Raw genomic sequence first — 26,674 nt, forward strand, 5'->3', positions numbered from 1 at the left:
CAAGTCCTATCAGTGATTCCTTTGGTTGCGCGTAAACGAGAAAAGGTATATAATATCGAAAAAAGGGGAAGTCATCATGGATGAAGATAGAAAAGCGAGGGAAGGGAATATGACCGGAAAGAAGAGAATTTCGCTGAGTTCTGTACTTAAAAGGCATAAGTTCATCTTTGATCTGATGAAAAACACGACCTTTGATTATACCTTTATGATGGATCCCGTCGCCGATGTTTTTCTTGCGGCTCCGGCATTCGTTCAGGCGTATGACCTCCCCGCAGAGACGATGGAGCATATAGCAGATGTACTGAGTCCGCTCGTCTATATGCAGGATCGAAAGCCTCTGATGGAACTCTTGTCCTCACTTGTCAGTCTTGCCGAGGGGCGGGATCGTCAGCTTGACTTTCGCATGAAGAACGCAAAGGGCGACTATTCATGGCTGCGTCTGAAGGGAAAGATTGGATTGTCTGAGGATGGGCATCCGAATCTCTTCGTTGGGACGATCAGTCAGCTCGCGCGACGCAACTCGGCGGACTCTGTGACGGGACTCCTCAATCGCTACCAATTCATTGAGGATCTCGGTGTTGCGCTGCGTGAGGCGCGTGAGACGGGCGGCGGCGGTGGACTGCTCGTCATGGGCATCGACAATTTCCGCACGGTCAATGAGGCGTTCAATCACGAGATCGGCGATATTATCCTGCGGCAGATCTCGGAACGTATTCTTCAGAATATCCCGCGTAAGCTCTCTCTTTATCGGCTGGATGGTGACGAGTTCGGTCTTATCTATCCGGGCGCCGATGCGGAGATGCTCACGGAGTTTTTCATCCGCGTACAACGTGAGTTTGCGCACCCGCAGGTCTACGACGGACGGCAGTACATTGTCACCGTGTCGGCGGGGATGGTGTTCTATCCGCAGTCGGCGCGCGATCCACTTGTCCTGCACAAATATGCGCAGGCGGCTCTGGATGCGGCGAAGTCAGGCGGCAAGAACCGCATCAATGAGTTCTCGAAGGAAGTCTATAACCGCTGGCTGCGCTCCCTGACGATACAGGAACAGATTTTGGAGGATGTCAAGGCGGGCTGCCGCAACTTTGAACTCTACTTCCAGCCACAGGTGGCGGGTGACGATCAGCATCTCGTGGGAGCTGAGACTCTGCTCCGTTGGAAAAATAGCAAGGGTCGCATGGTCGCACCGATGGAGTTTATCCGTATTCTCGAGGAAACAAAGACAATTGTTCCGGTCGGACGTTGGATCTTTGAGCAGGCACTTCGCGTCTGCAAGGAGTGGCGGAAGCGCATTCCGCTCTTCCGTATGAGCGTCAACATGAGCTATGAGCAGATCAAGGATCTTTCCTTCCTTGAGTTTATCGAGGACTGTCTGCGTCGGCACGATATGCCGTCGGATGCCGTTGTATTGGAGCTTACGGAAAGCAAAATTGTCAGCGATTTGAAGTTCGTCAATGCGCAGTTCGATGCCTTCCGCAGCCACGGAATCAAGGTTGCGATGGATGACTTCGGCACGGGCTATTCTTCGCTCTCTTCGCTCAAGAATCTGAACTGTGACATTGTGAAGATTGATCGTGCCTTTGTCATGCGGATCCTTGAGAATCACTTCGATCAGAAGCTCGTGGAGTATACGGTGGATCTATGTCACAGCATCGGCATGACGACCTGTATTGAGGGCGTGGAGCAGCAGGAGGAGTATGACTGTCTTGTGAAGATCTGCAAGACGGATACGATACAAGGATATCTCTTTGGGCGCCCCGAGCCGCAGGATATATTTGAAAAGAAATTCTTGGGGATGTAATGGCAAGAGAAAAGAAAGAAGAGGGGCTGACCCTCCTCGGCGAGCAGCGTACGGACTACGGCTACGACTATGCACCCGAGGTACTTGAAACCTTTCAGAATAAGCATACGGATCATGACTATTGGGTACGGTTCAACTGTCCCGAGTTTACGACACTCTGTCCGATCACGGGACAGCCGGACTACGGGACGATCTACATCTCCTATATACCCGCAGAGCGCATGGTGGAGAGCAAGTCGTTGAAGCTCTATCTCGTGAGTTTTCGCAACCATGGGGACTTCCATGAGGATGTGGTCAACGTTATCATGCGTGACCTCATTCGTCTGATGGCACCAAAATACATCGAGGTACAGGGAAAATTCCTGCCGCGCGGCGGTATCTCAATCGACCCCTATGCGAACTACGGACTGCCGGGTACGAAGTACGAACAGCTCGCGTGGGAGCGTCTCTCCGTGCATGACCGCGTGCCGGAACGGGTGGATAACCGTTGATGGCGCGGCAGAAACGCATCGCCATCATCAATGACATCACGGGATTTGGACGCTGCTCGGTGACGGTGCAGCTTCCGGTCATATCGGCGATGCGCGTGCAGGCGTGCCCGCTTCCGACGGCGATTCTCTCCGTACATACGGGCTTTCCAAACCACTACATTGATGACTATACGGAGCGTATGCGTCCCTACATGGAGAACTGGGCGGCGAATGCACTCGATTTTGATGCGATCTTGACGGGCTTTCTGGGGGCGGAGCGTCAGATCGAAGTTGTACTAGAGTGCATTGCGCGCTTCAAGGGGCGACATACACGCGTTATCGTCGATCCTGTGATGGGGGACAATGGCAGCCTTTACTCCTCCTATACGCCGGAACTCTGCGCGAAGATGCGCCAGCTGCTTCCGTACGCAGATGTGGTGACGCCAAACCTCACAGAGGCGTGTCAGCTGCTTGGCACTGACTATCCTACAAATGGTTTGGTGACGGAAGAAGAGCTTGGGGAAATGGCAGCAGCGATTGCAGCGATGGGACCGCGTGATGTCATCATCACGGGGCTCCATGCCGGAGATCATGTGCGTACGTATCTCTATGTGGATGGAGCAGGATGTGCCTTTGATAATCCCAAGGTTGGGCGTGACCGCTCGGGCACAGGCGATGTCTTCTCCGCGATTATCACGGCGTCACTCGTGCGCGGTATTCCCATTGAGGCAGGAGCGCGGCATGCGGCGGCGTTCATTGGGCACTGCCTTGCGTATGCCGAGGAGCTGGATCTGCCGTGGAACTACGGGCTCCCATTTGAGGAGTTTATGGGCGAGCTTACGACACTGTAACGCTGCAAACAAAATAGGGGCTGTTGCACGAAGCTAGAAAACTTCGTGCAACAGCCCTTGTCTATGTCAGCGATATTGCTACAAGCGCCCCTTCCACCGCTTACGCGGTCCCCCTCCCCCGTGTCGCACGGGGGAGGCTAGGATTATGGCATCTTAGCTTCCCCCGTCGCAACGGGGGAAGTGGCGAGTGCAGCGAGCCGATAGGGGCGTTCGTGCAACACCCTCTTTCTCATTTCTGTGTATGATAGGAGTATCTTATGATTGTATATGCGACACACGCAGGCGGACGCTATCTCCCTTTTGAGGAGAGCCTCAGGGAGCAGCCGGAGGGCAAGCGTTCCGTCTACGTCAATATCACAAATGACTGCAACTGTGACTGCGTCTTCTGCCTGCGCAGCATGAAGGAGATGGCAAAGGAATCCTCCCTGTGGATTGAGCATGATCCATCCGTCGAGGAGATCCTTGCCGAGCTTGACCGCCTGCCGTGGGAATACGTGCGTGAGGTGGTCTGCTGCGGCTTTGGCGAGCCGCTGATCCGTCTGGATACCGTACTTGCTGTCCTGCGCCATGTGAAGGAGCGGCACCCCAATGTGCCGACCCGCGTCAACACGAATGGACTTGGGGAACTCGAGCACGGCTGCACATTCGCGGAGCGCTTTGCAGGACTGCTCGATACCATATCCATCAGCCTCAACGCCTCGAATGCGGAGCGCTATCTCGCACTCACGCGCTCGAAATTCGGCATCTCTTCCTATGAGGCGATGCTGACCTTTGCCGAACACTGTAAGCCGTACGTGCCAAACGTCGTGCTTACCGTCGTGGAGAAGGTCGAGAACGAGGAGGAGATTGCGCTCTGCCGCAAGATCTGTGCAGAGCGCGGGCTGACGCTGCGCGTGCGCACGTACGAGGATAGCTAAACTTATTGTGTCAGCTTTGCGCCGTAGAGGGGCGTGCGCTGATCCATTGCAGTGAGGAGGCGCGGTACGGGCAGGATGCGCAGGATTACAAGGCAGATGATTGCCTCGGGCACGAGGTAGCTGGCATTGAACACGATGGAGTAGAGATAGGGCGACGTGTCGGGCGGTGCATACGAGCCGAAGAAGACAACGCCGGAGATGTAGTGGCAGAGGAAGCGTCCCGCGAAGGCGAGCGCTGCACCTGCATAGAACCGCCCTGGAACGACTGCGGCAAGCGCAAGCGCCATGTAAGGCAGCGGATAGTCAAAGATCACCTGCAAGGGATGAAGGATGAATGCGTCCTGCATGAGGTTTATCATACCGTAGAGGAACCCTGCAAGACAGCCGATACCCGCGCCGTAGCGATAGGAGAGAAAGAGCAGAGGCACCATTGCTCCGAGCGTGATGCTGCCGCCCTGCGGCATGTGAAAGAGCCGCAGCTGATGGAGAACAATGGTCAGCGCCAGCATCAGCGCGACATTGATGAGCATACTCGTCGTGAACCGGATGCGGCGCATCTGCAGATAGCCAAGGATGAAGATGAGTACGGCGAGCAGTGCGAAGAGACTCGTCGGTTGTGCGAGCAGCTCGGCAGCGCTCTTAATAATAGTGTCCATGGAGACCTCCTAGACGAAAGGATGACTATTTCGTATGTTGCTTTAGCATACTATAAATACGACGTGAATTCAATTCCCTCTGCGGTTTCCATTTTATCACGCTTTCATAGATTTTTTCAGATAGATATGGTAAACTGAGGATTGGTATTTTTGAGCGAATATGCAGAACCTCATCATTTCGTGCACATCTAGGAGGACATATATGGACGAGAAGATCAGAGAACTCAGGGAGCGTGCCCGCGCCGCGATTGCGGAGACGGCAGAGAGCCTCAGCGAACTCAACGATATACGTGTGAAATTTCTTGGGAAAAAAGGGGAGATGACCGCACTCCTGCGCAGCATGAGCGCCCTCGCACAGGAGGAGCGCCCGCGCATCGGAAAGATCGTCAACGAGGCGCGCGCCGAGCTTGAGGAGCTGCTCGCGGCGAAGTCCGAGGAGCTGGCGCACAGAGAACTCGCGGATAAGATTGCTGCCGAGCAGATCGACGTGACCTTGCCGGGACGCACGGCGATCATCGGGCATCTGCACCCGCTCACAATTACGCTGAATCGCATCAAGAAGATCTTCCTGCAGATGGGCTTTACCATCGAGGAGGGACCCGAGATCGAGAGCGACTACTACAACTTTGAGGCACTGAACCTGCCGAAGGATCATCCTGCACGCGATATGCAGGACTCGTTCTACATCACGGAGGACATTCTCCTGCGCTCGCAGACCTCGCCCGTGCAGGCGCGTACGATGCAGAAGAATGAGCCGAATACGCCGATCCGCATGATTGCGCCCGGCCGCGTTTATCGCCGTGATTCGTATGACGCAACGCACTCCCCGATGTTCACGCAGGTGGAGGGGCTGGTCATCGACAAGGGCATCTCCTTTGCCGACCTCAAGGGTACGCTTGAGCTCTGTCTGCATCAGCTCTTTGATGCGGAGGCAAAGGTGCGCTTCCGTCCAAGCTTCTTCCCATTTACGGAGCCGTCCACCGAGGTCGATATCTCCTGCTCCTCGTGTCATGGGGCGGGCTGCCACGTCTGCAAGGGGACGGGCTGGCTTGAGATCCTTGGCGCGGGTATGGTGCATCCGAATGTCCTGCGCATGAGCGGCTACGATCCAGAGCAGGTGTCCGGATTTGCGTTCGGCATGGGTGTCGAGCGCATTGCGATGCTCGCCTACGGCGTGGACGATCTGCGCCTGTTCTACGACAACGACGTGCGGTTCTTACATCAATTCTAAGGAGGCGGGACGATGCAGGTTTCTATCAAATGGCTGAAAGACTATGTGGATATTGACGAGACAGCGGAGGCAATCGCAGACCGCCTGACGATGGCGGGGGTTCCCGTGGAGCGGATTGTGCGCGCTGACGAAGGGCTTGAGAAGGTCATCACGGCACGCATCGAGAAGATCACGCCGCACCCGGACTCCGATCATCTGCTTGTCTGTCAGCTGGACATTGGAAAAGAAGAGCGGATTCAGATTGTGACGGGCGCATCCAATGTGCGCGAGGGGCATATTGTTCCTGCCGCCATGGTTGGTGCAGTGCTGCCCGACGGCAAGAAGATCTCGAAGGGCAAGCTGCGCGGCATTCCCTCAAACGGCATGATGTGCTCAGCGGGGGAGCTTGCGATCAATACCGAGGGGCTGCCTGACGAACAGGTGCATGGCATCTACATCCTGCCGGAGGATACGCCCGTCGGGATTCCTGCCGCCGAGGCACTGGGGCTTGATGATGTCGTGCTTGAGTTCGAGCTGACGGCGAACCGTGCAGACTGCTTCAGCGTCATCGGTATTGCGCGTGAAATCGCGGCACTGACAGGAAAGGAGCTGCGTTTTCCGTCAATTGAGGTGGAGGAGACGGCGTCCGAGAGTGCTGCCGAACTCGTTCACATTGGCATCGAGGCGGATGAACTCTGCCGTCGCTTCTCGGCGCGTGTGCTGCGCGATGTGAAGATTGCGCCGTCGCCCGCATGGATGGTAGAGCGTCTGCATGGTGCGGGCATCCGCGCGATCAACAATGTGGTCGATGTGACGAACTTCGTCATGCTCGAACTGGGGCAGCCACTCCATGCGTACGATTATGATATGGTAGCAGGGCACAGCCTCACAGCACGCCGCGCACGTGCGGGGGAGAACCTTCACACACTGGACGATTCGAGCCGTGTCGCCGTTGGGGATGAGCTTGTCATTGCTGACAGCGAAAAGCCCGCAGGGCTTGCGGGCATTATGGGCGGGCTTGAGTCCGAGATCACGGAGGGAACCACCTCGGTTATTCTCGAAGCGGCATCCTTCCACGGTCCGACGATCCGCCGCACCGCACGCCGCATAGGACTGCACTCCGAGTCCTCTGGCAGGTTCGAGCGCGGTGTCGATGAGACGGAGACTGTGCGTGCGGTGACGCGAGCCGCACAGCTGCTCGCCCAGATGGGCGCGTGCACGGTTGCAAAGGGCGTGGTCGATGTCTATCCGAAGCATCGCGTTCCGACCGTGCTTGAGTTCAGTGCACGCGCTGTCGGGGAGCGTATTGGCGCGAATATCCCCGGTGACTGGATGGCGTCGGCGCTCCGCTCGCTCGGCTTCATCGTCGAGGAGAAGGGGATTGAGACCTATCACGTTGCCGTGCCATCGTGGCGCGGAGATGTTGCCCTCATGGAGGATATTACCGAGGAGATCGCACGCCTTTATGGCTACGACAACATCGCTTCGCGTCTGCCGATGGGAGCCGTTCAGCAGGGCAGAACGAGCGAGCGGCAGGACTTTGTTGATACGATGCGCGGGGCACTTGCCGCGCTTGGCATGACGGAGGAGCTTTCCTTCAGCTTTACAAGTGAGAAAACCCTCGATAAACTCGGTGTTCCCGAGGACAGTGCGCTTCGTCAGGCAATTCCCATCATGAACCCGCTCACGGACGAGTATCCGCTCATTCGTACGACCCTTCTCACGAGCGTGCTCGAGAACGCTGCACGCAATGTCGCGCGTAAGAACATGGATCTGCGGCTCTTTGATATCGCGCCTGTGTTCTTCCCAAAGGCACTGCCCGTTACAGAGCTTGCGAACGAGAAACTTATGGCTGCAGGTCTGATTACGGGACGGCGCAGCCCGATTGCGTGGGATACGGACAATGCACAGGTCGATTTCTACGACATGAAAGGCATCCTTGAGCGATTCCTATCGGCAATCGGTGTGCAGAAATACACGGTGGAGCGCGGCGAACACTTTGCCATGCACCCCGGCAAGACGGCGTTCTTCAAGAAGGGGCGCGACGTGATTGCGATCCTCGGTGAGATTCATCCGACCGTCGCTGCGAACTTCGGCATTACGCAGAGCGTCTACGTCTTTGAGATGGAGGTCGATACCCTCCTGCGCTACCGCAAGAAGAAAAATGGGATTACGTCGCTGCCGAAGTATCCGGCATCGACGCGCGACCTTGCCATCCTTGTAGATGCCGGACTTTCAACGGCGGAGATCGAGCGTGTCATCGCGAAGAAGGGCGGCAAATTTTTCCGAGGGGCGACACTCTTTGATGTCTATATGGGCAAGCAGGTCGGGAGCGGGAAGAAGAGCATGGCGTTCCATCTGCACTTCCAGTCCGATGACAAGACCCTGACCGATGAGGAGGTGGACGCAGCCTTTGCGGACATCCTTGAGGCGGCACAGAGTCAGCTTCATGCACAACTGCGTGCATAAAGGCGGTGAGAGCCATGGCAGAGGAGAAGAAACAGCCCCAGCGGGTCGTCATTGAGATGTTCGGGCAGACCTATCAGCTCAAGACGGATGACCCTGAACGGCTCAAGCGTCTTGCGGCAGAGAGTGACCGCCGGATCAAGGAGATGTCGAAGAAGGTGCGCAGCTTTGACGTGCAGCGCATTGCCGCGCTCACCGTCCTGCAGATGATGGATGAGTATGAGCAGCTGCAGCGGGACTATGACGAACTCGTGCAGCTGCTTGAGGAAAAATAATTGCAATAAAATAGCTGTGGTGGGAAAATCCCATCACAGCTATTTTGTTGCGCTTTTATCGAATGCTAAAGCTGACGTTTGTGGTGACAGATACCGTTCCGCCCGTGGGGTTCGGGTAACTGCCAACGGCGTATGCCGCTGCAACCGCAGCATCGTCAAGCATGCCATGTCCAGAGGAGGAGGCAATCGAGACACTTGTGATTGCACCGGAGGCACTGATCGTCGTGACAATCGTCGTCGTACCCTCAAGGCGACGCTTCATCGCCATATAGGGGTATTCCTTGTTCGCGTTGACCGCTGCCCAGAATCCGTTTGTATCAAATGGTGCACTGCCTGTACCGGAGACGTTGCCGTCACCAGATCCCTGTCCGGCACCCGAACCGGAACCTACGCCCTGTCCGTCGCCCGTACCATCACCGCTGCCCGTGCCCGACCCTGAGCCAGAGCCGGAGCCGCTGCCCTCACCGCTGCCTGAGGCTGAGCCGGAGGCTGCAGAGGAAGGTGCGGCTGTTGAGGACGAGGCGGAAGTTTCAGAAGCCGCCTGCGGTACGCTGACAGCATCCGGTGTCGGTACGACCGCTTCCGTTGGTGTCACAGGTGGTATGGTTTGCTGCACCGTCTCGACGCGCTTTGCAACCTCCTCCGCCTTGAGCGGCTCGGGGAATAGGTTTTCGGCACTGCCGCCGCCCTCGTGTCCGCTGCCCTGACTGAAATCAGAGGCTTGGAGATCGATCTCGTAGACTTGCTGCTCCTTTTCAGCAACAACGACTGCAAGACCGACGGCGAGCAGGAGAAAGATCACGAAGTGAACTGCGGCAGAGACAATATAGGCCTTACTCCATGAGAGATGTTGCTCCATAGATCTATCCCTTCTGTTCTGCGGCAATCGAGAGCCGTTTTACCCCCGCTCCTTTGAGCATATCCATCACGGCGACGACCTGACCGTGTGCCGTGCGCTTGTCTGCCTGCAGGACGACCGCCGCATTCGGGTTCTCCTCCATGTGACGTTTCATGATTGCCGCCGACTCCGTGATGCTCACAGGATTGTTGTCAATCGTGATATGCCCCTGCTCGTCGATCGTCATAATGATCGGGAGCTGTGCCGGAGCAGTCGCACTCTGCGCCTGCGGAAGCTGAACGGCGAGCGCCTTCTGCGCGACCGTCTGCAGACTGTTCATCATGAAGAAAACAAGCAGGAAGAAGATGATGTCGATCATCGGGATAATCATGAACTCCGGCTTTTTCTTCATGCGGTGATTGCTAAAATTCATTACGCATCCCAGCTTTCTTTCTTTGCCGTGACAATCGTCGCGCACAGACGCTCCGTATCCGTCACAATCGTGTCGAGCTGATGGCTAAAGTAGGTGTAGACGCAGAACGCGATGATCGCAACACAGAGTCCCGATGCCGTTGCGACGAGCGCCTCGCCGACACCGCCCGTGATCGCGGCTGCGCCGCCGCCTGCGTCGAGCACGCTGAACGTCTGGATCATGCCCGTGACCGTGCCCAAGAGACCGAGCAGTGGGGCAATCGTGACAATCGCGCTCAGATAGTCGAGATAGCGGCGGAAATTGATCGACTCCATCGACATGCGGTCAGAGAACGAGCCCTTCATCGAGGTCTCCGTGGATGCGTTCTCCATACCGCTCTCGATGATACGGGCAATCGCGGAGGGGAACTCCTTGCAGAGTTTGCTGACCGTGTCGAAGTCCTTCTGCATGGCGGCGTGGTAGACCCCGTGGAAGAACACGCGTGATCCCTTGCGGTTGATGCGGTAGTAGTAGAATCGCTCCACCGCAATCGCAAGTGTGATGAGTGAGAGAATCAGAAGGGGATACATGACGAATCCACCGCTGTGAAAGAGGTGAACTGCACTTTCAAAACCTGACATAAGCTAAGCTCCTTTGTATAGATTAGAACATCATGCGCATACCGAGACGGTAGATGCGCCCGCCCATACCGAGGTATGGGTCATATTGGTTGAACAGATTCGTGATGCCGGCGTAGAACGTGAGGAAGTGGTGGTAGTCCTTTTCGACCATGAGATTCCATAGACCGTAGTTCTTCTCGCGGGCAAGCTTTTCACGGGTGAAGTCATGCTGAATACCGCCTTTTACATGGGTATTGGCATCTGTTTCGTTGGGGAACAAATGATAGACTTCACCTGTTTCGGGGTTCGTGAACGTGTAATGAGGTGTCTCCGTAATTGTGTTTCCGTTTGCATCCATCAGTCGACCTGTGATAATGCGGTCGCGGATATCAAGATAGTTCCGCGTATAGTCGCCCCAGAATGTGGCACGCCAGCCGTTCTTCGGGTCGCTGTAGGTCATTGTGAGATTCAGCATGTGGCGACCGCGTCCCTCCAGACGCTTGCCTGACTGACGGTCATAAGCGTCAAGGTAGGTATAGCCCGCCTTGATGCTGAAATCGCGTGCAACCTGATGCGTAACCTCCGCCTCGATGCCCTGCGTACGCGCCTTGGAGATGTTCCGGTAGGTATAGACATCATCCGTAGCAGGCACATTGGACACCATAGATGTTTCATCAAGAATATTGTCCTCAATATACTGCCAGTTGGGCGCAGACTCTATCATGGATACAAGCGTATCATAGTCATAATATCCGTAGACACTCGGATAGCGTACCTGAGGATCATAGTAGGTGCGGCCATAAAGGTTTTTGCTCTGCTTCTCTCCGTTATACATGATCTGCATATAGTCTTTGTAGTCATTGCGGAAGAGGGTGAGCTTTGCACTGGTCTTCTTGTCGAAATCCTTTTCGACAGAGATGTCCATATTGAGTGCCTTCTCGGGCTTCAGCTCGGGATTGCCCTCGAACAGCCAGCCATTGCGAATCGGCGGCTTGGGATTCAGCGACGGTTCGTACATTTCCCAATCGTGATAAAGCTCGGCAATGCCGCCCGTCGCGAAGCTTGTGCCAATGTTCGTTTTGATGCGGACGTTGTTCTGTGCCTTATACGTTGCGCCAATGGAAGGGGAAACATTCACGCCGAAGTGGCTGTGGTTCGTGTAGCGCAGGGCTGGGATCACGAGCAGCTTCTTACCGACCTGCCAGTCGTCCATGATGTAGGCACTGTAGTAGTTCAGTGAAGCATCATAGATATTTCCGGTGTAGGAGCGCTTATTCGGATTAGACGGATCATCCGGGTTGGGGAAACTATAGTATCTCGTTTCCTGACGCGCCGTCTGTCTCGGAACACTGATTCGTGTTCCCTCACCGTATTCATCGTGATAGTCCGCACCGACGGTGACATAGTGTTTGTCATGCGCCATCACACCGACGGATGCCTCGAAAACGTTATCAATGCGATCAAAAAAATCGAAATAGAAATGATGATAGGGGATTCCTCTGCCAAAAACACGATAAGTTACATCGGAATTATGTTCCGTTTGGTAGAGGCGCACGCGATAGTCCGCCCGGTTCGTCTGCTTCTTCCAGTCAATGCTGAAATTATTGCGCCACGCATCTTCCAGCGCCGCCATATCTATGACCCTGCCTCGCGTAAATCTGCCAAGCGTTGTATCTTTCTGCAAGTCCTCCGTCTGACGATCCGCCGAGAGGGTGAGTGTCTCATCCTTGCCGATGTTAAACTCGATGCGTGCGCTCATTGGATTGCGGTCGCCGTAGTACTGCATGGATGTGCCGTCATTGTCGTAGAGGAAGGGTGCAGTCTTGCTCCAGCCGTAGGAGAAGTCCATATAGGTGCCATTCCCAAGGTCACCCGTGGAGTAGCCAATGCTGTGGTTGTACTGGCTGCCCTTCACGTCGATCCATGAGCCTTCGGTCGTCAGACGGACGCCCTGTCGATGTGAGACCTTCGTGATGATGTTGATGACGCCGCCGATGGCATCCGCACCATAGCGAACGGTACCCGAGCCGCGAATGATCTCGATGTGGTCGATGTCGTCGAGTCCGATGCGATTCACCTCGTCCGTTGCACCGTAGTACTTGCTGAGACCTCCCGCGAGTCTGCGTCCGTCGACGAGGATGAGCGTGTGGCGCGGCTCGGCACCGCGGATGCCGACCGTCTTGCGCCCCATGTTGTCCGTGCCCATCTGGATGTCCTGCTCCGCCGCAAGTGCGTCCGAGAGTGTGCGTGCCCCCTTGCGGTCAAGATCCGCGCGGGAGATGATCGTCTTTGTTTCGGGAGCTTCCTTGAGCATCTCTTTATCGAAGTCCACCTCCACGTGGATGTCTTCGGTTGAGACTTTTGACTTACCCCCCCCCCCCGAAACGTCCTCTGCTGCATACCCATGCTGTGCTCCCAGGCAGGCAAGTACAGCGGCAGTCAGCAGTGCATATCGTCCATGACGCAATTTTCCTTTGAAAGACATTACACTAATACATCCTTTCATACATAGTGGGGATCACGGATAAATTCAGCCCTGCCATCTTGCCGCATCTTTTTGCCCGTACTTCGTCGGCAAACCTCCACATAGCCCTTGGTATGCGTCCGGTTTTCCTTCTTATTCGGACGAAACAATCTACGCAAAATTGACGGGCTTCACTTGATCAACAATTTCCTAAGCAATCCGCAATAGAAAAATGAAGCCGATTATCATTATAAAAGGATGCAGGAAGTTGTCAATAGGAAAATAATACTCTCTTGCAATTATTGTCATAACAGTGTTTTGACAATGCGTACTTTTTTTATTATACTAAAAGAGTTGAAAAGGACGGCAGACTGAGGCTTTTCAACCTACCCCGTAAGAAGGGAGGTGAATATTTGTTACTCGATCGTGTATTGCGTTTTTTTATTGTGCTCATCACGGCGATTGTGGGCGGAACTCTCTTTGAATTTATGATTCCGACGGTGAGCGGCTATTTCTCTGCACCGTTTTGGCATGTCGAACTCGGTGTGCTCGGACTCTCACCGGCAGGACTTCTGTGCATTCTATTCGGAACGATTCTCGGCGGTGTGATTGGCTATCCGCTCGCGCCGTTCTTCACGGGACGGCTCAGGCGTTTCTCCGTATGGGTGGAGGGGCAGCTGGGCAAGATGCCGACGCGGGATGTGATCGCAGGGGCAATCGGACTTTTTATTGGACTCATCATTGCGCGTCTTCTCGGTGACGCGTTTTCTATGATACCGATTGTCGGCGACTACATTCCCATTGTGTTCAGCATTGTACTCGGCTATCTCGGTGCTCATATTATGGTACGAAAGCAGGAGGAACTTGCGGCGGTCTTTGACTTTATCCCGCGATTCCTGCGCGATATGTCGCGCATCCGCGAGGGGCGTGTTCCCGCGCAGACAACAGGGCAGCCGGTGCAGACGGAGCGTCAGTACAAGCTGCTCGATACGAGTGTCATCATTGACGGACGCATCGCAGATATCTGCGAAACGGGCTTCCTTGAGGGGACGCTACTCATTCCGGTGTTCGTTCTTGAGGAGCTGCAGCACATCGCTGATTCTCCGGACTCGCTGAAGCGCGTGCGCGGACGCCGCGGACTCGATATCCTGCAAAAGATCCGCAAGGAGTCGCGCATGAAGGTGGAGGTCACGGAGGCGGATTTCGAGGATATTTCTGAGGTGGACTCCAAACTCTTGCAGCTGGCGCAGGAGGTCGGCGGCAAGATCATTACGAATGATTTCAACCTGAACAAGGTGGCACAGCTGCGCGGCGTTCCCGTGCTGAACATCAACGCACTCTCAAATGCGGTGAAGCCGGTCGCTATTCCAGGCGATCTCATGACGGTGCAGATTGTACGCCCGGGCAAGGAGCACGGGCAGGGGCTTGCCTATCTCGATGATGGAACGATGATTGTTGTGGATGGCGGATTTCACTGTATGAATGAAGTTGTATCCGTAGAGGTGACATCGGCGCTTCAGACGGCGGCGGGTCGCATGATTTTTGCGAAGCTGACACGGTGAATCGGATGGAGGATCGGTACATGGTAAGTGTGGTTTTTCCGGCGGCAGGACAGGCGCATCGGATGAATGCGGGGCTGAACAAGGTCTTTTTGACGCTTGCTGGCAAGCCTATGCTCCTGCGGACGCTGCTCACGTTTTCCAAGGTGTCCGAGGTTGGTGAGCTGATCGTTGCCGTCGGTGCGGATGAGGTGGATGCGGTGCGGGGGCTGCTCAGCCGCGTCAAGGGGCTTGCCCCTTGGAAGGTGGTTGAGGGCGGCACGGAGCGTCAGTACTCCATCCGCAACGGGCTTTCCCTCGTCTCGGAGGAGGCGGATATTGTGCTTGTGCATGATGCAGCACGCCCACTGATCCGCCGCGAGACAATCGAGGAACTGATCCGTGTCGTGCGTGTGGAGGGAGCGGCAATTATCGCCGTGCCGGAGAAGAATACGATCAAGATTGCCTCGGAGGACGGTATTGTCGTCTCGACACCGCCGCGCAGTACGCTCTGGCAGGTGCAGACACCGCAGGGCTTTCGCAAAGAGATTTTGCTTGAGGCGAATCGTCGTGCGGATGAGGACGGCTTTCTCGGGACGGATGACGCGAGCCTTGTGGAGCGCCTCGGCATTCCCGTGCACATCGTCAAGGGTGAGTACAGTAATATTAAGGTGACAACGCCCGAGGATATGGTGGTTGCGGAGGCAATTTTGCGCAACGACATGGGGGCGGGCGAACTGATGAAGACCGCCGTACATGAGGCAAAGCGACTCCTCGGCGGCGTTGTGCGGCGACGGAAGGGAGAGGGCGAATGACGCGGTTCGGTATGGGCTATGATGTGCACCGACTGGTCGAGGGGCGAAAGCTCATTCTCGGCGGTGTGGATGTGCCGTATGAAAAGGGGCTGCTCGGACACTCAGATGCCGATGTGCTGCTCCATGCGGTTTCGGATGCTCTGCTTGGAGCGGCGGCACTCGGGGATATCGGGACGCATTTTCCCGATACAGATGAGCGCTTTCGTGGCGCAGACAGCGGAAAGCTCCTCGCCGAGGTCGTGCGTCTTGTGCGTGCGGAGGGCTATGCCATCGGCAATGTGGATGCGTGTGTCGTAGCACAGGCGCCAAAGCTGCTGCCGTACATTCAAGAGATGCGTGAGAATATCGCGCGGATGATTGGCGTGGCGGTCAGCGATGTCAATGTCAAGGCGACGACGGAGGAGCGCCTTGGCTTTACGGGCAGCGGAGAAGGGATGTCTGCCTATGCCGTTGCTGGCATAGAGCGTATATAGGAGGTAGTAACGTGGCAAATCAGCTGAAGGAACTCTTGGGGATCGAGGTTCCCATCCTGCAGGGCGGCATGGCGTGGATCTCGGAGGCGAATCTCGCCTCTGCGGTATCGAATGCGGGCGGTGCGGGCATCATCTCGACGGGGGGGCGTACGACGGAGTACACGCGCGATGAGATTCGTCGCTGCCGTACGCTGACGGATCGTCCGTTTGGTGTGAACGTCATGCTCATGGCGCCGAATAAGGATGAGATTGTCGATGTGATCTGCGAGGAGAAGCCGGCGTTCGTAACGCTCGGTGCAGGTAACCCCGTTCCGTACTTTGAGAAGCTGCACGCGGCAGGAGTGAAGGTCATCCCCGTTGTACCGAGTGTGAAGCTTGCGAAACGTGTGGAGGAGAAGGGCGCAGACGCGATTGTTGTGGAGGGCATGGAGGCCGGCGGTCACATTGGCGTACTCTCGACCATGCCGCTGATGGAGCAGGTCATCCCCGAGGTAAAGCTCCCCGCCATCATGGCGGGTGGCTTTGGTGATGGGCGTGGGCTTGCAGCGGCACTCCTCATGGGAGCGGCGGGCATTCAGATGGGGACGCGCTTCCTCGTTGCCGAGGAGTGCGTTGTGCACAACAATATGAAGGCGAAGCTGATCGAAGCGGTAGACACGGATACGATTGTGACGGGCTTCACCATCGGTGGATCGGTACGCGGTATCAAGAACAAGTTCTCCGAGGAATTTGTCGCGCTCGAACTCTCGGGCAAGGCGACGAAGCAGGAACTGCTCGACCGTGCGACGGGTACGAACAAGCTCGCCGCCGTGGACGGCGATGTCGTCAACGGCATGATGCAGGCGGGCGAGACCTTGACACTCCTGCGCGAGATTGAGCCGGTCAAGGTGATTGTAGATCGCATTGTGCGCGAGGCGCGTGAGGTGCTGGCGCGCGCGGCAAAGATTGAGGTTTAAGGGGTAAATCAGGGGAATGGGAACCGACGAACTGACACGGATTCATGAACTCGCGAAGCGGGTCACGCTTCTCGAAAAGATGGCGCTGCGTCAGCAGAGTCGCATCGACGAGCTGGTGGAGCGTCTGGAGGCTGCGGAGCGTCGTGCGGGTGCTTCGCCTGTGCGCAAGGAAGCACAGCAAGCACCTGCCGATCATTCGGCGGCGGAGGCGAATGCTGCCGCACAGCGTACCGTTCCCTCGGTGAGTGACTTACTGGATGAGGAGATGAAGCGTGAACTCTCACGCGCCTATACCGGAGCGGCATCTCCTCCGGTGAAGCCGCCGGAACATGCACAGGGAAAGCCTGTGAACATGATGGAACGGGCAGCGGGCAGCTATGCGCGCGCGACGGCAGGAAAGGAGTCCGCGCCGAGCGACCGTGCCAAACAGAACGAAGCCGCACGTAAAAAAGCTGCCGATGCGGCAGCTTTGGAGAAGATTCCTGTGCATGAACTGCGTGAGCGGACACCCGCCGAACGCGCAGCGGACTATGTGCGCGACTACAACGCGCTCTACGAAGTACAGGGCACGATGTTCCAGAAGAAGAAGGCACAGGACGACTTCATCAAGCTCTATGAGGTGCAGGGGATGCGCTGTACGAATATGCAGCTGCGGCTCAGCCGTCCCGAACTCGAGCCGCGTTTCGTTGCCGTTACACCGACGCGTGACGCAGATTTTTGGGGCATGCCCCTCGGCAACAATCTCTTCGCCGTCGTGCCGAATCCCTTCCTCGTCTACGGCGAGGAAATGCACACAGCGGGCGGCATGCGCGAGGCGTTCAACTCGAACTATCGTGCAGGGAATACCTACGGTCGCTTCACAGTCAAAGAGGCTGCAACGTTTCAGTTCGGCACCATCGGCAAGGTGTTCAAGCGGGGGCAGCTTGAGGCGGAGATATAATAAACAATCCTCGTATGAGCGGAAATCAGGCTCATACGAGGATTGTTTTTATCTCCAGCCTGTCGTATCCCATTGATCGTGAAAAGGTGTCTGTTCAATACAGGAATTATGTATTGGAAGAAGGAATGCTTTGAGTTCCTGCATGATCTCGGCAAAAGAGATATTGATCGGGGCATTGATACGCTGTAAATCCTTTGTAACCCTTGCTGAAAACTCAAAAAGTGTATAAAGCAGAGCTCCGCCTTTCAAGATGAAATGCTCACGATGAGGTGAGATGGAGAGGCGGTACAGAAACCGCTCGATTGCGTATCGAATCAGCAGTTCACCGAAGTTTTTCTTTTTTACACGGCCAAGATTTTTGAGGCGATCTTTTACACTTTGATCATTCATGCAATGTATACCTCCGTATAACGATGAATATATTTATAAACGCGAAGCAGACGTGAATAATGGATTAACTGGTCTAATTTATGATTTTTACTGTCCTTCATATAGTTCTTGAATACTTCAAGAGCCGCATCAATACCGACGCGGGATAGATAGCGGAACATATCGCAGACCACACGCTCGCGATTGTAGATTCGAAGAGTATGATTTTCTTCGGAAATTATCTCTATGCCAAGCTGTATTATTTTTTCGTCAGCAAAGAAAAATTCAATGTGAGGGTAGTCTGGGGGAACTAGATGACGTGCACCTTTACTGGAAAGTGTTACTTGAACAGAGCTTGGGATTATCGTTGTCAGATTGTAATAACTGGCTGCTGTAAACATGCTGATGATTCCCTGCGGAAAAAATTCTTGCACAAGTATCATATCGTTATCAGGAAAATCTGTATCAGCGTAGTGATAGATTCCCTTTCGCGTTCGTATTAACTGTTTTGTGTTTATAAGTTGTCTAAATTGGTGTTCTGTCATTTGTTGAAGTATATCTTGTTTCCGCCAAAATATCTTGTCAGCGGCTTTCGATTTCGTTGACATTGTAAGTTTTACCTCCCATGTTGGTATATGGCTATTATACACGAAATCCGATTCTATACATATAAATTTTTATATGTATAGAATCGGATTTTTAGGAAATATTATGTATTTACTTGTCGACCTGCTCCCGCGCCATCAATGGCGACAGCAACACCAGTCTCGGTGAAAGTCTTCATGTCGTTCAGGACGTGGAGGGCGGCGCGGACGATGTCCATACCAAAGATGCCCGCGATGCCCGCGATTAGGTTTGTATCGATGGTAAGCATGTCCGGCAGGATGTGCAGGATGTATGGGTGCAGAGCCGCATTTGCAGCGCATTCCTCTCGTGCAATACAATCTGTCCGTGCATCACCTGGGATGATGAGGTCTCCGCCCACTGCCGCACCGTGGAGAGCAGCCGTGAGCGCATGGGAGACGGCGGGGCTTTTCCCTAGTTCGTATGTGCCAAGGATGAGGACCGGATACGTGCGGACGCACGCATGCGCTGTTTGATATGCGCTTATGCTGCTCGCTGTCCCGCACGATACGACGAGCGTATGAACCGGGATGCTTGCTGCTTCCGTCAGGGCATGGAGGATGCGCGTAAGATCAGCGGGAATGTCCTCCTCCGTGATGAGGAGAAGGGCTGCTTTTGTATCAAGGGGCGGTCGTTTGCAGCCCATCGTGCCCGCAAGCTGTAAGGCGATCCGTTCGAGGAAGCCGAGGCTGTGGATGGGCTTTGCAAGGTTGTCGAGACGGTACTGCGTGGCATCCATGATGGATTGGTTCGGCGGGGCAGGGGAGGTTTTTAAGAACGCCATATTAACTTCCTCCGCTTGCGGGGGAAGTGGCGAGCAAAGCGCGCCGATAGGGGGGAGGTGGATCGCCTTCTCTGCGGGAGTGTCAATCGCTTCCCATACCTTTAACATCTGCGTGAGCATCCGCAGTGCAATCGATGAACCTGCCGCCTCACTCAGGCGGATGTCGAGACGCAGCATGGGCATGAGTCCGAGATGTCGGAGCGCGTGCGGGTGGGAGTGCTCCGTCAGCGAGGAGTGTGAGGCGAGAAGATAATGCACACAATTCGGGGCGAGCGCATGCGCGATCAGCGCTGCTGCGGTTGTATTCGCCCCGTCTAGGATGACGAGCATGTGCCGTGCGGCAGCACCGAGGATGAGTCCTGCGATACAGCCAAACTCGAATCCTCCGACCTTTGCGAGGACATCCAAGCCGTCGTGCGGGTTGGGACGGTTGACCGTAAGTGCGCGGCGGACGATCTCAACCTTGTGTGCGAGGCGTGTATCAGAGATGTTTGCGCCGCGTCCTGTGACCTCCTCAGGATGCAGTCCTAGGAATGCTGCGACAATCGCGGCGCTCGATGTTGTATTGGATATGCCCATCTCTCCGGGTAGGATGCAGCGGTCACCGTGATCGGCACAGTCATTTGCGAGGGATATGCCCGTTTCAATGGATTGTATCGCCTGTGCACGCGTCATGGCGGAGCCTTGTGTCATATTCGCCGTGCCACGTGCGATGCTGTGATGGCGAAGTCCCGGGATGTCCGTGCTGTCCGCATTCACCCCGAGGTCGGCGACAATGAGGCGCGCGCCCGCATAGTTTGCAGCGGCATTCGCTGTGCCGCCGCGTGCGATAAGATAGTTGCACATCATGTTGAGTGTGGTCTCGGGCGGGTATGCACTGACGCTCTCTGCGGCGACGCCGTGGTCGGCGCAGGCGATGATGACGCTCGTCTGCGGAGGGGCGGGATGACGATCCTCTGTGATTCGGATATAGCGCAGGAGGGCATCATTCAACCGCCCGAAGTCCACCTTTGTTTGTGCGTTCAACGCAGCGGCAGCCGCCTTGCAAATTCCCATATCGGGCACATTGATGGCGGCTATGGTCTGTTCAAGGAGCTTCATGCGCGTGCCTTTTCCTTTTCCATGCGCTTCAGGGAGAGTCCGATACGTCCGCGCTCCTCGTCGATGCTGATGATCATGACATCAAGGGAATCGCCGACGGAGAGCAGGTCGAGCGGGTGACGCACGCGGCGGTGGCTCATCTCGGAGATATGGAGCAGCCCCGCCTGTTTTAGCCCAATGTCAATGAATGCGCCGAAATCCGTAATATTGCGTACGGTACCCTTGAGGATGGTACCAACGGCGAGGTCGGAGAGATTTATGATGTTCTGACGTGTGAGCGGTGCGGGCAGATCCTCGCGTGGGTCGCGTCCCGGGCGGGCGATTGCCTTTAATATATCGGTGACGGTCGGGACGCCCGCACCGAGCTTCTTTGCGAGTGGTGTCGGCTCCGTCTGTGCGGTTTTGAGCGCGAGAGCGGGGAGATTCGCGCGATCGCGCAGATCGTCCTCCGTCGCACCGATTTCACTCAAAATCGAGCGGGCAAGCTCGTAGGACTCGGGGTGAATGGCGGTGCTGTCAAGCGGTGTTTCACCTTCATAAATACGCAGGAAGCCTGCGCACTGGGTAAAGGCGGCGTCTCCAAGACGGGCGACCTTAAGGAGCGCCTTGCGGTTGGTAAAGCGTCCGTTCTTGTTTCGGTAAGAGACGATGTTCTTTGCAATCGCCGTATTGATGCCTGCAATGCGGTTCAGGAGGGCGGGGGAGGCGGTGTTGAGATCGACACCGACATGGTTTACGGCATCCTCTACAGTAGCATCCAACGTCTCCCTGAGCTGCTTTTGGCTGACATCGTGTTGATACTGTCCGACACCGATTGCCTGTGGATCGATCTTTACGAGCTCGGCGAGCGGATCCTGCACGCGTCGTGCAATGGAAACGGCGCCGCGAATCGTGACATCGTAGTCGGGCAGCTCCTCCTTCGCGAGCTGTGAGGCAGAGTAGACGGAGGCACCTGCCTCGTTTGTAATGAGATAATGCACATCCTTGAGATCGTTGTCGCGGATCAGCGCGGCGACAAATTGCTCCGTTTCGTAGGATGCCGTACCGTTGCCAATGGAGATGAGCGTGACCCCGTGTGCCTTGATCAGCTTCAGCAGCATCTGAGCCGCTGAGCGTCGTTCGCCGTCGCTCTTCGTGACTTGAATCACCCCGCTCGCGAGAACATTTCCTGTCGCGTCCACGACTGCCATCTTGCAGCCTGTGCGATAGCCGGGGTCAAGTCCGAGCACCGTATGTCCCGCAAGGGGCGGCTGCAGAAGCAGCTGCCGGAGATTGTGACCGAATACCGCGATTGCCTTCTCCTCGGCGGATTCTGTCAGCTGCGTGCGCAGTTCGCGCTCGAGTGTAGGGACGAGCAGACGCTTGTACCCGTCCTCAATCGCTGCGTGCAGCTCATCCGCAAAGATCGATGGGCGTGCATAAATACGCTTGTAGATCCATTCGATGTTGGCTTCGTGATCGACGACAATGCGCACGGAGAGACAGCCCTTCTTCTCGCCGCGATTGACGGCGAGAATGCGATGGGAGGGGAGCGTGCGAACGGGTTCGCTGTAGCCGTCATACATCTGAAAGATCTGCGCATCCTCTGCATCCACGTCCAGCGTCGTTTCGAGTACGGCATTTTTCCAAAACTTTTCACGCATGAGGCTACGCAGCTCCGCCTCGTCCATGATGGTCTCCGCAAGGATATCACGGGCACCCGCAAGTGCATCGTCGGCGGTCGGTACTTCCTTTTCAGCATCTATGTAAGAGGCTGCAAACTCCTCGGGTGTCCCCGCTGTCTCCCGCTGCATAAGCATGGCATTTGCAAGAGGCTCCAACCCGCGCTCGCGCGCCACGGAGGCTCGGGTACGTTTTTTTTGCTTGTAGGGACGATAGAGATCCTCAAGCGTCTGCAGTTTCTCGGCGCCCTCAATCGCCATGCGCAGTTCGTCGGTTAGTTTTCCCTGCTCCTCGATGCGGGCGAGTATTTCTTCCTGCCGCTTGACAAGACTGCGCAGATAGGTAAGGCGTGTATCCAGCTGTCGCAGCATCTCATCTTCCAGCGAGCCGGTCGCCTCCTTGCGGTAACGTGCGATGAATGGAATGGTATTGCCGTCATCTAGGAGGGTGATAACAGCTTCGACCTGCTGCGGACGGATGGAAAGTTCGCCCGCGATTGTGGCCGGAATATCGGAAATGCGCATGGAATCAAACCTTTCTTTCTATTGTTCAATGTCCTTCATTATATCATGCTTTTGGAGTCGTGCCAAAGGTAAGGATGTATTCTTGTTGCGGTAAGATGGTAGGGACTATTGACAGGAGTTTTCGGATAGAGTATTATAATACATAAATAATAACGATTTTAGATTTGGTAGAAAAGCGAAGTAGGAATTATTATGCGAGAACATACAATGTTGACACTCGGCGAGGTGACGGATATTCTTCGTCAGAACAAAAAGAAGGTGACACCGCAGCGCCTTGCCGTCTATGCCGCGCTTGCAGCAACGACGGAACACCCGACGGCAGAGACGCTCTACAAGGAGCTGCGTCCGGATTATCCGACCATGAGTCTCGCCACCGTCTACAAGTCACTCGATGCGTTCTGTGAGATCGGCATTGTACGCGAGCTGAACGTGGGGGAGGAGGCTTTCCGCTATGATGCGGATATTTCCTCACATCCGCATGTCCGCTGCATTGCCTGTGATAAGGTTGCGGATGTTCCCATCGCATCGCTTCCCGCGCTCGATAAGAACGTCGCATCGGTAACAGGCTATCGCATCGTCTCACAGCAGATGTATTTCTTCGGCTACTGTCCGGAATGTCAGGAGGCAAATGCTGAGAATCACTGAATTTGAACGACTTGCATAAAACAGAGAGGCTTCTGTACGAAGTGATTCATTTCGTACAGAAGCCTCTCTTTTATCCACGGTTACGCCGTGCAAGGATGCGGATGACCTTTGCACCGGTACTCTTGATCTTTCGAATGGGGGCGACGCGCGTTGTCGTTTTGGGTCGGATCTCGGAGGGGGAACGGAAGTCGCCGCGCCGCAGGTGGGTGCTCTTTGTTTTTTCCGGCTGGAATGTCTTGCGCAGGACTCGTGCAATCGGATCCAGCGCGGCATCCTCTGCGCAAAGGTAAATATCGAGTGAGGCGTGGCACAGTTCGGGGTGGACATGCAGTGCCAGATGACCGTCCGGAAGAAGTGCCATCAGAGAGATATGACCGCTCTGCTGGACATCCGTAATGATCTGCAGGGGGCTGAGATTCAGTTCTCTGAGCGCCTCTGAGATCCTGGCGCTCAGTGCAGCTGCATCACTGCATTTTTCGGCTTTGCAATTATAAAAATCCACTGTCAGTAACCTTGATTGAATATCCATGCGTCTCAGTCTCCTTATACAGTGCTTCCTATATAGATTTCATTATAGAGGAAAGGTGCGTGCCCGTCAAGGATATAGTTAAATCGTCCTAAGATAAGACGATTAAAAAAAGTGTACCCCGTTCCGCCTGTTTCCCGATAAAATCTCATGGAAAAATAAAGATGCTTATGATATACTGATTCTACACGCCTTATTGGCGGCGTATATGGAATTATTGATACGAATACATCTCATTTGTATGGAAGGAGACTCCTTTTACAATGTTTGGTCTTTTTGGTGGACATGATATGGGGATTGACCTCGGCACGGCAAATACATTGGTACATGTCAAGGGACGCGGGATTGTTCTGCGCGAGCCGTCTGTTGTTGCGATCAAGAGTGATTCGGGTGACGTGCTTGCAGTGGGCGAGGAAGCTAAGCAGATGATCGGCCGTACCCCTGGAAATATTGTAGCAATTCGTCCGATGAAGGACGGTGTTATTGCGGATTTTGATGTGACGCAAGCGATGCTGAAATACTTTATCCGCAAGGCAATGCGATCAAAATCGTTTGTTCGTCCACGTGTTGTGGTCGGCGTTCCCTCCGGCGTGACGGAGGTGGAAAAGCGCGCGGTCATCGACGCGGCACAGCAGGCAGGTGCACGCGAGGCATATCTGATTGAGGAGCCAATGGCGGCGGCGATTGGTGCAGGGCTTCCGGTCGAGGAGGCAACGGGCAGCATGGTCGTCGATATCGGCGGCGGCACGACGGAGATCGCCGTGATCTCCCTCGGCGGTATTGTGACGAGCCGTTCCATCCGCATCGGCGGCGATGAGATGGACTCGTCGATTGTGCAGTACATCAAGCGGATGTATAACCTCATGATCGGTGAGCGGACGGCAGAGGAGATCAAAATCACGGTCGGAACGGCGATTGTGACGCCGGATACGGATCGTACGATGGACATTCGCGGACGTGATCTCGTGAGTGGTCTGCCGAAGACGCTGACGATCCGCGCGAAGGAGATCCGTGAGGCACTGAACGAGCCGATCTATAAGATTATCGATGCAGTGAAGGGGACACTTGAGAAGACACCACCGGAACTCGCGGCGGATGTCATGGATCATGGCATTATGATGACGGGCGGAGGGGCACTTCTCATGAATCTTGACAAGCTGCTCTCGCATGAGACAGGGATGCCCGTCCTCGTATCCGAGGATGCGCTCTCCTGCGTCGGTGAGGGGACTGGGCGGACACTTGAGAACATCGGGCTGCTCAAGAATGTCGTCATGTCCTCCAAGAAATTGAAACAATGATTGATCGAATCGGACGGGCAAGGCAGTCAGGCCGCAAGATCTGGGCGCTGCTCTTTGTTCTGCTCGCTCTGTTCTGCGTCATTTTCTTTGCCGCACGTGGACGATTTCAGGCGACTGCATCGACGAGTACGGTCGGAACCGTGCTTGCCCCCTTTGAGATGATCTTTTCCTATGCGGGGCAGCAGATTCAATATGTGACGTCGAACCTGTGGGAAATTGCTACGGTGCATGAGCAGAATAAGATGCTCAAGAATGAGGTCGAGCAGCTGCGTCAGCAAAATACGATGGCAGAGGAGTACGCGGCGGAGAATGCACGCCTGCGCGAACTGCTGGCGTACAAGCAGTCGGTGCAGCAGTTCGATCTCCTTGCTGCGCGTGTAATTGGGCGGGATGCGGCACTCTGGACGAGTACCATTGTCGTGGATCGTGGCTCAAAGGATGGGGTGCGCGAGAACATGCCCGTGGTCACGGGCAAGGGGCTTGTGGGACGCATAACGGAGGTTGCACCACTTTCATCCAAGGTGCAGCTGATCCTTGATGTGCGCTCCTCCGTCGGGACGCTTGTTCAGCGTACGGAATCCCGTGTGACGGGCATTGTCTCGGGGTCAATGGACAACCCCTATATGCCGCAGATGGTGAACATTCCACGCAATGCGGATGTGCAGGATGGTGATATTGTCATTACATCCGGCTTCGGAGGAATCTATCCGAAGGGGATTCCGGTGGGGCGGATTGTTTCCCAGCACAGTGATGATACCGGGCTTCTCAAGGTCGCACTCATCGATACAGCGGTAGATTTCCAGCGGCTTGAGGATGTGGCGATCATTACGGCATCGCGTGAGGCACCTCCAGCTCCCATTCAGCCCGCGCCGCTCAGCCCCGGTGCGGCTGCAGCAGCTCAGATCTCTGCGACACAGACAAAGGCGGCGACGCAGTGAAAAAACACCGTTACTTTATTGTTTTTTTCGTTGTACTCTTTGCGCTGCAGTTCTCTTTTTTGCCGCTTATCTCTGTCTATGGGGTTGTACCGGATCTGCTGCTTTTAGCGACGGTTTCTTATGCTTTTTTGCGCGGCAGTGCGTGGGGCGGATTTGTCGGATTTTCCATTGGTCTGATGGAGGATCTCAGTGTGGGTTCCTTCTTTGGACTGCATGCGTTTACACTGACGCTGATCGGACTCTTCTTTGGACGGTTCTCTGACCGCGTATTTAAAGAGCAGTTCTTTCTTCCAATTACGGCGTCAATCGCGGCGACCTTTGCCAAATACGTGATTTCGGCACTCATCGTGTATTTGCTTGGCTATCATTTCAATCCCTTTCTGCATATAGGGCGCGTGCTTTTCATTCTGCTGCTGTTCCAGCTGATCTTTGCTTATCCGATTCACTGGGCGACCTTTCATCTGGATAAGCGCATACGCGATCCGAAGCGTTAGAACGTAT

General features: G+C 55.2%; 26 protein-coding genes. 16 read left to right on the forward strand and 10 right to left on the reverse strand.

Annotation, left to right across the window (positions count from 1 at the left end):
• Positions 1 to 109: 109 nt before the first annotated feature.
• From C8273_RS11900 to C8273_RS11915, 4 genes are all read left to right on the forward strand, one after another.
• Entirely contained in the window at positions 110 to 1,801 is a 1,692-nt protein-coding gene (locus C8273_RS11900) for a sensor domain-containing protein (RefSeq protein ID WP_106627918.1), read from the forward strand.
• On the forward strand, positions 1,801 to 2,292 hold the full coding sequence (gene queF, locus C8273_RS11905) for a preQ(1) synthase (protein WP_106627919.1): 492 nt from the start codon (positions 1,801 to 1,803) through the stop codon (positions 2,290 to 2,292). Before C8273_RS11900 ends, queF begins: the two co-directional genes overlap by 1 nt.
• The gene (locus C8273_RS11910) at positions 2,292 to 3,122 is read left to right on the forward strand and encodes a pyridoxamine kinase (RefSeq protein WP_106627920.1); all 831 of its coding nucleotides are present in this window, start codon (positions 2,292 to 2,294) and stop codon (positions 3,120 to 3,122) included. Before queF ends, C8273_RS11910 begins: the two co-directional genes overlap by 1 nt.
• Positions 3,123 to 3,379: 257 nt before the next feature.
• The gene (locus C8273_RS11915; protein ID WP_106627921.1) at positions 3,380 to 4,039 is read left to right on the forward strand and encodes a TatD family nuclease-associated radical SAM protein; all 660 of its coding nucleotides are present in this window, start codon (positions 3,380 to 3,382) and stop codon (positions 4,037 to 4,039) included.
• A gap of 2 nt (positions 4,040 to 4,041) precedes the next feature.
• Here C8273_RS11915 and thiT read toward each other — a convergent pair whose 3' ends face one another.
• A complete protein-coding gene (gene thiT / locus C8273_RS11920) occupies positions 4,042 to 4,695 on the reverse strand; it encodes an energy-coupled thiamine transporter ThiT (RefSeq protein ID WP_106627922.1) in 654 nt (217 codons plus the stop codon).
• Between the two features lie 202 nt (positions 4,696 to 4,897).
• Between thiT and pheS the strand changes: the two genes are divergently transcribed.
• From pheS to C8273_RS11935, 3 genes are read left to right on the forward strand one after another with little or no spacing between them, the layout of a single operon-like run.
• Positions 4,898 to 5,926 carry a phenylalanine--tRNA ligase subunit alpha gene (gene pheS / locus C8273_RS11925; protein ID WP_106627923.1) on the forward strand — a complete coding sequence of 343 codons (1,029 nt, stop codon included), beginning with the start codon at positions 4,898 to 4,900 and terminating at the stop codon, positions 5,924 to 5,926.
• Positions 5,927 to 5,938: 12 nt separating this feature from the next.
• Positions 5,939 to 8,374: a phenylalanine--tRNA ligase subunit beta gene (pheT, locus tag C8273_RS11930; RefSeq protein WP_106627924.1), complete on the forward strand. Its 2,436-nt coding sequence runs from the start codon at positions 5,939 to 5,941 to the stop codon at positions 8,372 to 8,374.
• 14 nt (positions 8,375 to 8,388) lie between these two features.
• Positions 8,389 to 8,646, forward strand: coding sequence for a cell division protein ZapA (locus tag C8273_RS11935; RefSeq protein WP_021683951.1), 258 nt, complete (start codon positions 8,389 to 8,391; stop codon positions 8,644 to 8,646).
• Positions 8,647 to 8,701: 55 nt separating this feature from the next.
• Here C8273_RS11935 and C8273_RS11940 read toward each other — a convergent pair whose 3' ends face one another.
• Genes C8273_RS11940 through C8273_RS11955 form a run of 4 tightly spaced genes read right to left on the reverse strand, consistent with a single transcriptional unit; the run spans position 8,702 to position 13,001 of the window.
• A complete protein-coding gene (locus tag C8273_RS11940; protein WP_106627925.1) occupies positions 8,702 to 9,505 on the reverse strand; it encodes an energy transducer TonB in 804 nt (267 codons plus the stop codon).
• Between the two features lie 4 nt (positions 9,506 to 9,509).
• Positions 9,510 to 9,917 carry an ExbD/TolR family protein gene (locus tag C8273_RS11945; RefSeq protein WP_066847930.1) on the reverse strand — a complete coding sequence of 136 codons (408 nt, stop codon included), beginning with the start codon at positions 9,915 to 9,917 and terminating at the stop codon, positions 9,510 to 9,512.
• Positions 9,917 to 10,537 (reverse strand): MotA/TolQ/ExbB proton channel family protein, encoded by a 621-nt coding sequence (locus C8273_RS11950; RefSeq protein ID WP_106627926.1) that lies wholly within the window; start codon positions 10,535 to 10,537, stop codon positions 9,917 to 9,919. The genes C8273_RS11945 and C8273_RS11950 overlap by 1 nt, the downstream gene beginning before the upstream one ends.
• A gap of 22 nt (positions 10,538 to 10,559) precedes the next feature.
• Positions 10,560 to 13,001 carry a TonB-dependent receptor plug domain-containing protein gene (locus tag C8273_RS11955; protein WP_106627927.1) on the reverse strand — a complete coding sequence of 814 codons (2,442 nt, stop codon included), beginning with the start codon at positions 12,999 to 13,001 and terminating at the stop codon, positions 10,560 to 10,562.
• A 392-nt stretch (positions 13,002 to 13,393) separates the two neighbouring features.
• Between C8273_RS11955 and C8273_RS11965 the strand changes: the two genes are divergently transcribed.
• The 5 genes from C8273_RS11965 to C8273_RS11985 are packed head-to-tail and all read left to right on the forward strand — an operon-like array spanning position 13,394 to position 17,702.
• On the forward strand, positions 13,394 to 14,542 hold the full coding sequence (locus C8273_RS11965) for a PIN/TRAM domain-containing protein (RefSeq protein ID WP_106627928.1): 1,149 nt from the start codon (positions 13,394 to 13,396) through the stop codon (positions 14,540 to 14,542).
• A 20-nt stretch (positions 14,543 to 14,562) separates the two neighbouring features.
• On the forward strand, positions 14,563 to 15,333 hold the full coding sequence (gene ispD, locus C8273_RS11970; RefSeq protein WP_106627929.1) for a 2-C-methyl-D-erythritol 4-phosphate cytidylyltransferase: 771 nt from the start codon (positions 14,563 to 14,565) through the stop codon (positions 15,331 to 15,333).
• Entirely contained in the window at positions 15,330 to 15,806 is a 477-nt protein-coding gene (gene ispF, locus C8273_RS11975; RefSeq protein ID WP_106627930.1) for a 2-C-methyl-D-erythritol 2,4-cyclodiphosphate synthase, read from the forward strand. The genes ispD and ispF overlap by 4 nt, the downstream gene beginning before the upstream one ends.
• 11 nt (positions 15,807 to 15,817) lie before the next feature.
• Entirely contained in the window at positions 15,818 to 16,762 is a 945-nt protein-coding gene (locus C8273_RS11980) for a nitronate monooxygenase (protein WP_106627931.1), read from the forward strand.
• Positions 16,763 to 16,778: 16 nt separating this feature from the next.
• Entirely contained in the window at positions 16,779 to 17,702 is a 924-nt protein-coding gene (locus C8273_RS11985; protein WP_106627932.1) for a hypothetical protein, read from the forward strand.
• Between the two features lie 48 nt (positions 17,703 to 17,750).
• Here the strand turns inward: C8273_RS11985 and C8273_RS11990 are convergent, their stop codons facing one another.
• The 4 genes from C8273_RS11990 to C8273_RS12005 form a co-directional block, all read right to left on the reverse strand.
• Positions 17,751 to 18,092 carry a nucleotidyl transferase AbiEii/AbiGii toxin family protein gene (locus C8273_RS11990; protein WP_106627933.1) on the reverse strand — a complete coding sequence of 114 codons (342 nt, stop codon included), beginning with the start codon at positions 18,090 to 18,092 and terminating at the stop codon, positions 17,751 to 17,753.
• On the reverse strand, positions 18,089 to 18,679 hold the full coding sequence (locus C8273_RS11995; RefSeq protein WP_106627934.1) for a type IV toxin-antitoxin system AbiEi family antitoxin domain-containing protein: 591 nt from the start codon (positions 18,677 to 18,679) through the stop codon (positions 18,089 to 18,091). The genes C8273_RS11990 and C8273_RS11995 overlap by 4 nt, the downstream gene beginning before the upstream one ends.
• 101 nt (positions 18,680 to 18,780) lie before the next feature.
• A complete protein-coding gene (locus tag C8273_RS12000) occupies positions 18,781 to 20,580 on the reverse strand; it encodes a nicotinate-nucleotide--dimethylbenzimidazole phosphoribosyltransferase (RefSeq protein ID WP_106627935.1) in 1,800 nt (599 codons plus the stop codon).
• Entirely contained in the window at positions 20,577 to 22,766 is a 2,190-nt protein-coding gene (locus C8273_RS12005) for a Tex family protein (RefSeq protein WP_106627936.1), read from the reverse strand. Before C8273_RS12005 ends, C8273_RS12000 begins: the two co-directional genes overlap by 4 nt.
• Positions 22,767 to 22,958: 192 nt before the next feature.
• Here C8273_RS12005 and C8273_RS12010 point away from each other — a divergent pair, with 192 nt between their 5' ends.
• Positions 22,959 to 23,411, forward strand: coding sequence for a transcriptional regulator PerR (locus C8273_RS12010; RefSeq protein ID WP_106627937.1), 453 nt, complete (start codon positions 22,959 to 22,961; stop codon positions 23,409 to 23,411).
• 70 nt (positions 23,412 to 23,481) lie between these two features.
• Here the strand turns inward: C8273_RS12010 and C8273_RS12015 are convergent, their stop codons facing one another.
• On the reverse strand, positions 23,482 to 23,940 hold the full coding sequence (locus C8273_RS12015; RefSeq protein WP_106627938.1) for an S-adenosylmethionine decarboxylase family protein: 459 nt from the start codon (positions 23,938 to 23,940) through the stop codon (positions 23,482 to 23,484).
• Positions 23,941 to 24,200: 260 nt separating this feature from the next.
• On the opposite strand from C8273_RS12015, the gene C8273_RS12020 reads away from it, so the two are divergent.
• From C8273_RS12020 to mreD, 3 genes are read left to right on the forward strand one after another with little or no spacing between them, the layout of a single operon-like run.
• Positions 24,201 to 25,235 carry a rod shape-determining protein gene (locus C8273_RS12020; protein WP_066847971.1) on the forward strand — a complete coding sequence of 345 codons (1,035 nt, stop codon included), beginning with the start codon at positions 24,201 to 24,203 and terminating at the stop codon, positions 25,233 to 25,235.
• Positions 25,232 to 26,173 carry a rod shape-determining protein MreC gene (gene mreC, locus C8273_RS12025; RefSeq protein ID WP_106627939.1) on the forward strand — a complete coding sequence of 314 codons (942 nt, stop codon included), beginning with the start codon at positions 25,232 to 25,234 and terminating at the stop codon, positions 26,171 to 26,173. The genes C8273_RS12020 and mreC overlap by 4 nt, the downstream gene beginning before the upstream one ends.
• Positions 26,170 to 26,667, forward strand: a complete 498-nt coding sequence (gene mreD, locus C8273_RS12030) for a rod shape-determining protein MreD (RefSeq protein ID WP_106627940.1) — start codon at positions 26,170 to 26,172, stop codon at positions 26,665 to 26,667. The genes mreC and mreD overlap by 4 nt, the downstream gene beginning before the upstream one ends.
• The last annotated feature ends 7 nt before the right edge of the window (positions 26,668 to 26,674 follow it).

This window comes from Candidatus Centipeda massiliensis (genome assembly GCF_900290285.1).
Classification (GTDB): Bacteria; Bacillota; Negativicutes; order Selenomonadales; family Selenomonadaceae; genus Centipeda; species Centipeda massiliensis.

What these genes read in the sequence shown, in the direction of transcription:
- C8273_RS11900 (WP_106627918.1), top strand. Translation starts at nt 110, where the DNA reads ATGACCGGAAAGAAGAGAATTTCGCTGAGTTCTGTACTTAAAAGGCAT.
- queF (WP_106627919.1), top strand. Translation starts at nt 1,801, where the DNA reads ATGGCAAGAGAAAAGAAAGAAGAGGGGCTGACCCTCCTCGGCGAGCAG.
- C8273_RS11910 (WP_106627920.1), top strand. Translation starts at nt 2,292, where the DNA reads ATGGCGCGGCAGAAACGCATCGCCATCATCAATGACATCACGGGATTT.
- C8273_RS11915 (WP_106627921.1), top strand. Translation starts at nt 3,380, where the DNA reads ATGATTGTATATGCGACACACGCAGGCGGACGCTATCTCCCTTTTGAG.
- thiT (WP_106627922.1), bottom strand. Translation starts at nt 4,695, where the DNA reads ATGGACACTATTATTAAGAGCGCTGCCGAGCTGCTCGCACAACCGACG.
- pheS (WP_106627923.1), top strand. Translation starts at nt 4,898, where the DNA reads ATGGACGAGAAGATCAGAGAACTCAGGGAGCGTGCCCGCGCCGCGATT.
- pheT (WP_106627924.1), top strand. Translation starts at nt 5,939, where the DNA reads ATGCAGGTTTCTATCAAATGGCTGAAAGACTATGTGGATATTGACGAG.
- C8273_RS11935 (WP_021683951.1), top strand. Translation starts at nt 8,389, where the DNA reads ATGGCAGAGGAGAAGAAACAGCCCCAGCGGGTCGTCATTGAGATGTTC.
- C8273_RS11940 (WP_106627925.1), bottom strand. Translation starts at nt 9,505, where the DNA reads ATGGAGCAACATCTCTCATGGAGTAAGGCCTATATTGTCTCTGCCGCA.
- C8273_RS11945 (WP_066847930.1), bottom strand. Translation starts at nt 9,917, where the DNA reads ATGAATTTTAGCAATCACCGCATGAAGAAAAAGCCGGAGTTCATGATT.
- C8273_RS11950 (WP_106627926.1), bottom strand. Translation starts at nt 10,537, where the DNA reads ATGTCAGGTTTTGAAAGTGCAGTTCACCTCTTTCACAGCGGTGGATTC.
- C8273_RS11955 (WP_106627927.1), bottom strand. Translation starts at nt 13,001, where the DNA reads ATGTCTTTCAAAGGAAAATTGCGTCATGGACGATATGCACTGCTGACT.
- ispD (WP_106627929.1), top strand. Translation starts at nt 14,563, where the DNA reads ATGGTAAGTGTGGTTTTTCCGGCGGCAGGACAGGCGCATCGGATGAAT.
- ispF (WP_106627930.1), top strand. Translation starts at nt 15,330, where the DNA reads ATGACGCGGTTCGGTATGGGCTATGATGTGCACCGACTGGTCGAGGGG.
- C8273_RS11985 (WP_106627932.1), top strand. Translation starts at nt 16,779, where the DNA reads ATGGGAACCGACGAACTGACACGGATTCATGAACTCGCGAAGCGGGTC.
- C8273_RS11990 (WP_106627933.1), bottom strand. Translation starts at nt 18,092, where the DNA reads ATGAATGATCAAAGTGTAAAAGATCGCCTCAAAAATCTTGGCCGTGTA.
- C8273_RS11995 (WP_106627934.1), bottom strand. Translation starts at nt 18,679, where the DNA reads ATGTCAACGAAATCGAAAGCCGCTGACAAGATATTTTGGCGGAAACAA.
- C8273_RS12000 (WP_106627935.1), bottom strand. Translation starts at nt 20,580, where the DNA reads ATGAAGCTCCTTGAACAGACCATAGCCGCCATCAATGTGCCCGATATG.
- C8273_RS12005 (WP_106627936.1), bottom strand. Translation starts at nt 22,766, where the DNA reads ATGCGCATTTCCGATATTCCGGCCACAATCGCGGGCGAACTTTCCATC.
- C8273_RS12010 (WP_106627937.1), top strand. Translation starts at nt 22,959, where the DNA reads ATGCGAGAACATACAATGTTGACACTCGGCGAGGTGACGGATATTCTT.
- C8273_RS12015 (WP_106627938.1), bottom strand. Translation starts at nt 23,940, where the DNA reads ATGGATATTCAATCAAGGTTACTGACAGTGGATTTTTATAATTGCAAA.
- C8273_RS12020 (WP_066847971.1), top strand. Translation starts at nt 24,201, where the DNA reads ATGTTTGGTCTTTTTGGTGGACATGATATGGGGATTGACCTCGGCACG.
- mreC (WP_106627939.1), top strand. Translation starts at nt 25,232, where the DNA reads ATGATTGATCGAATCGGACGGGCAAGGCAGTCAGGCCGCAAGATCTGG.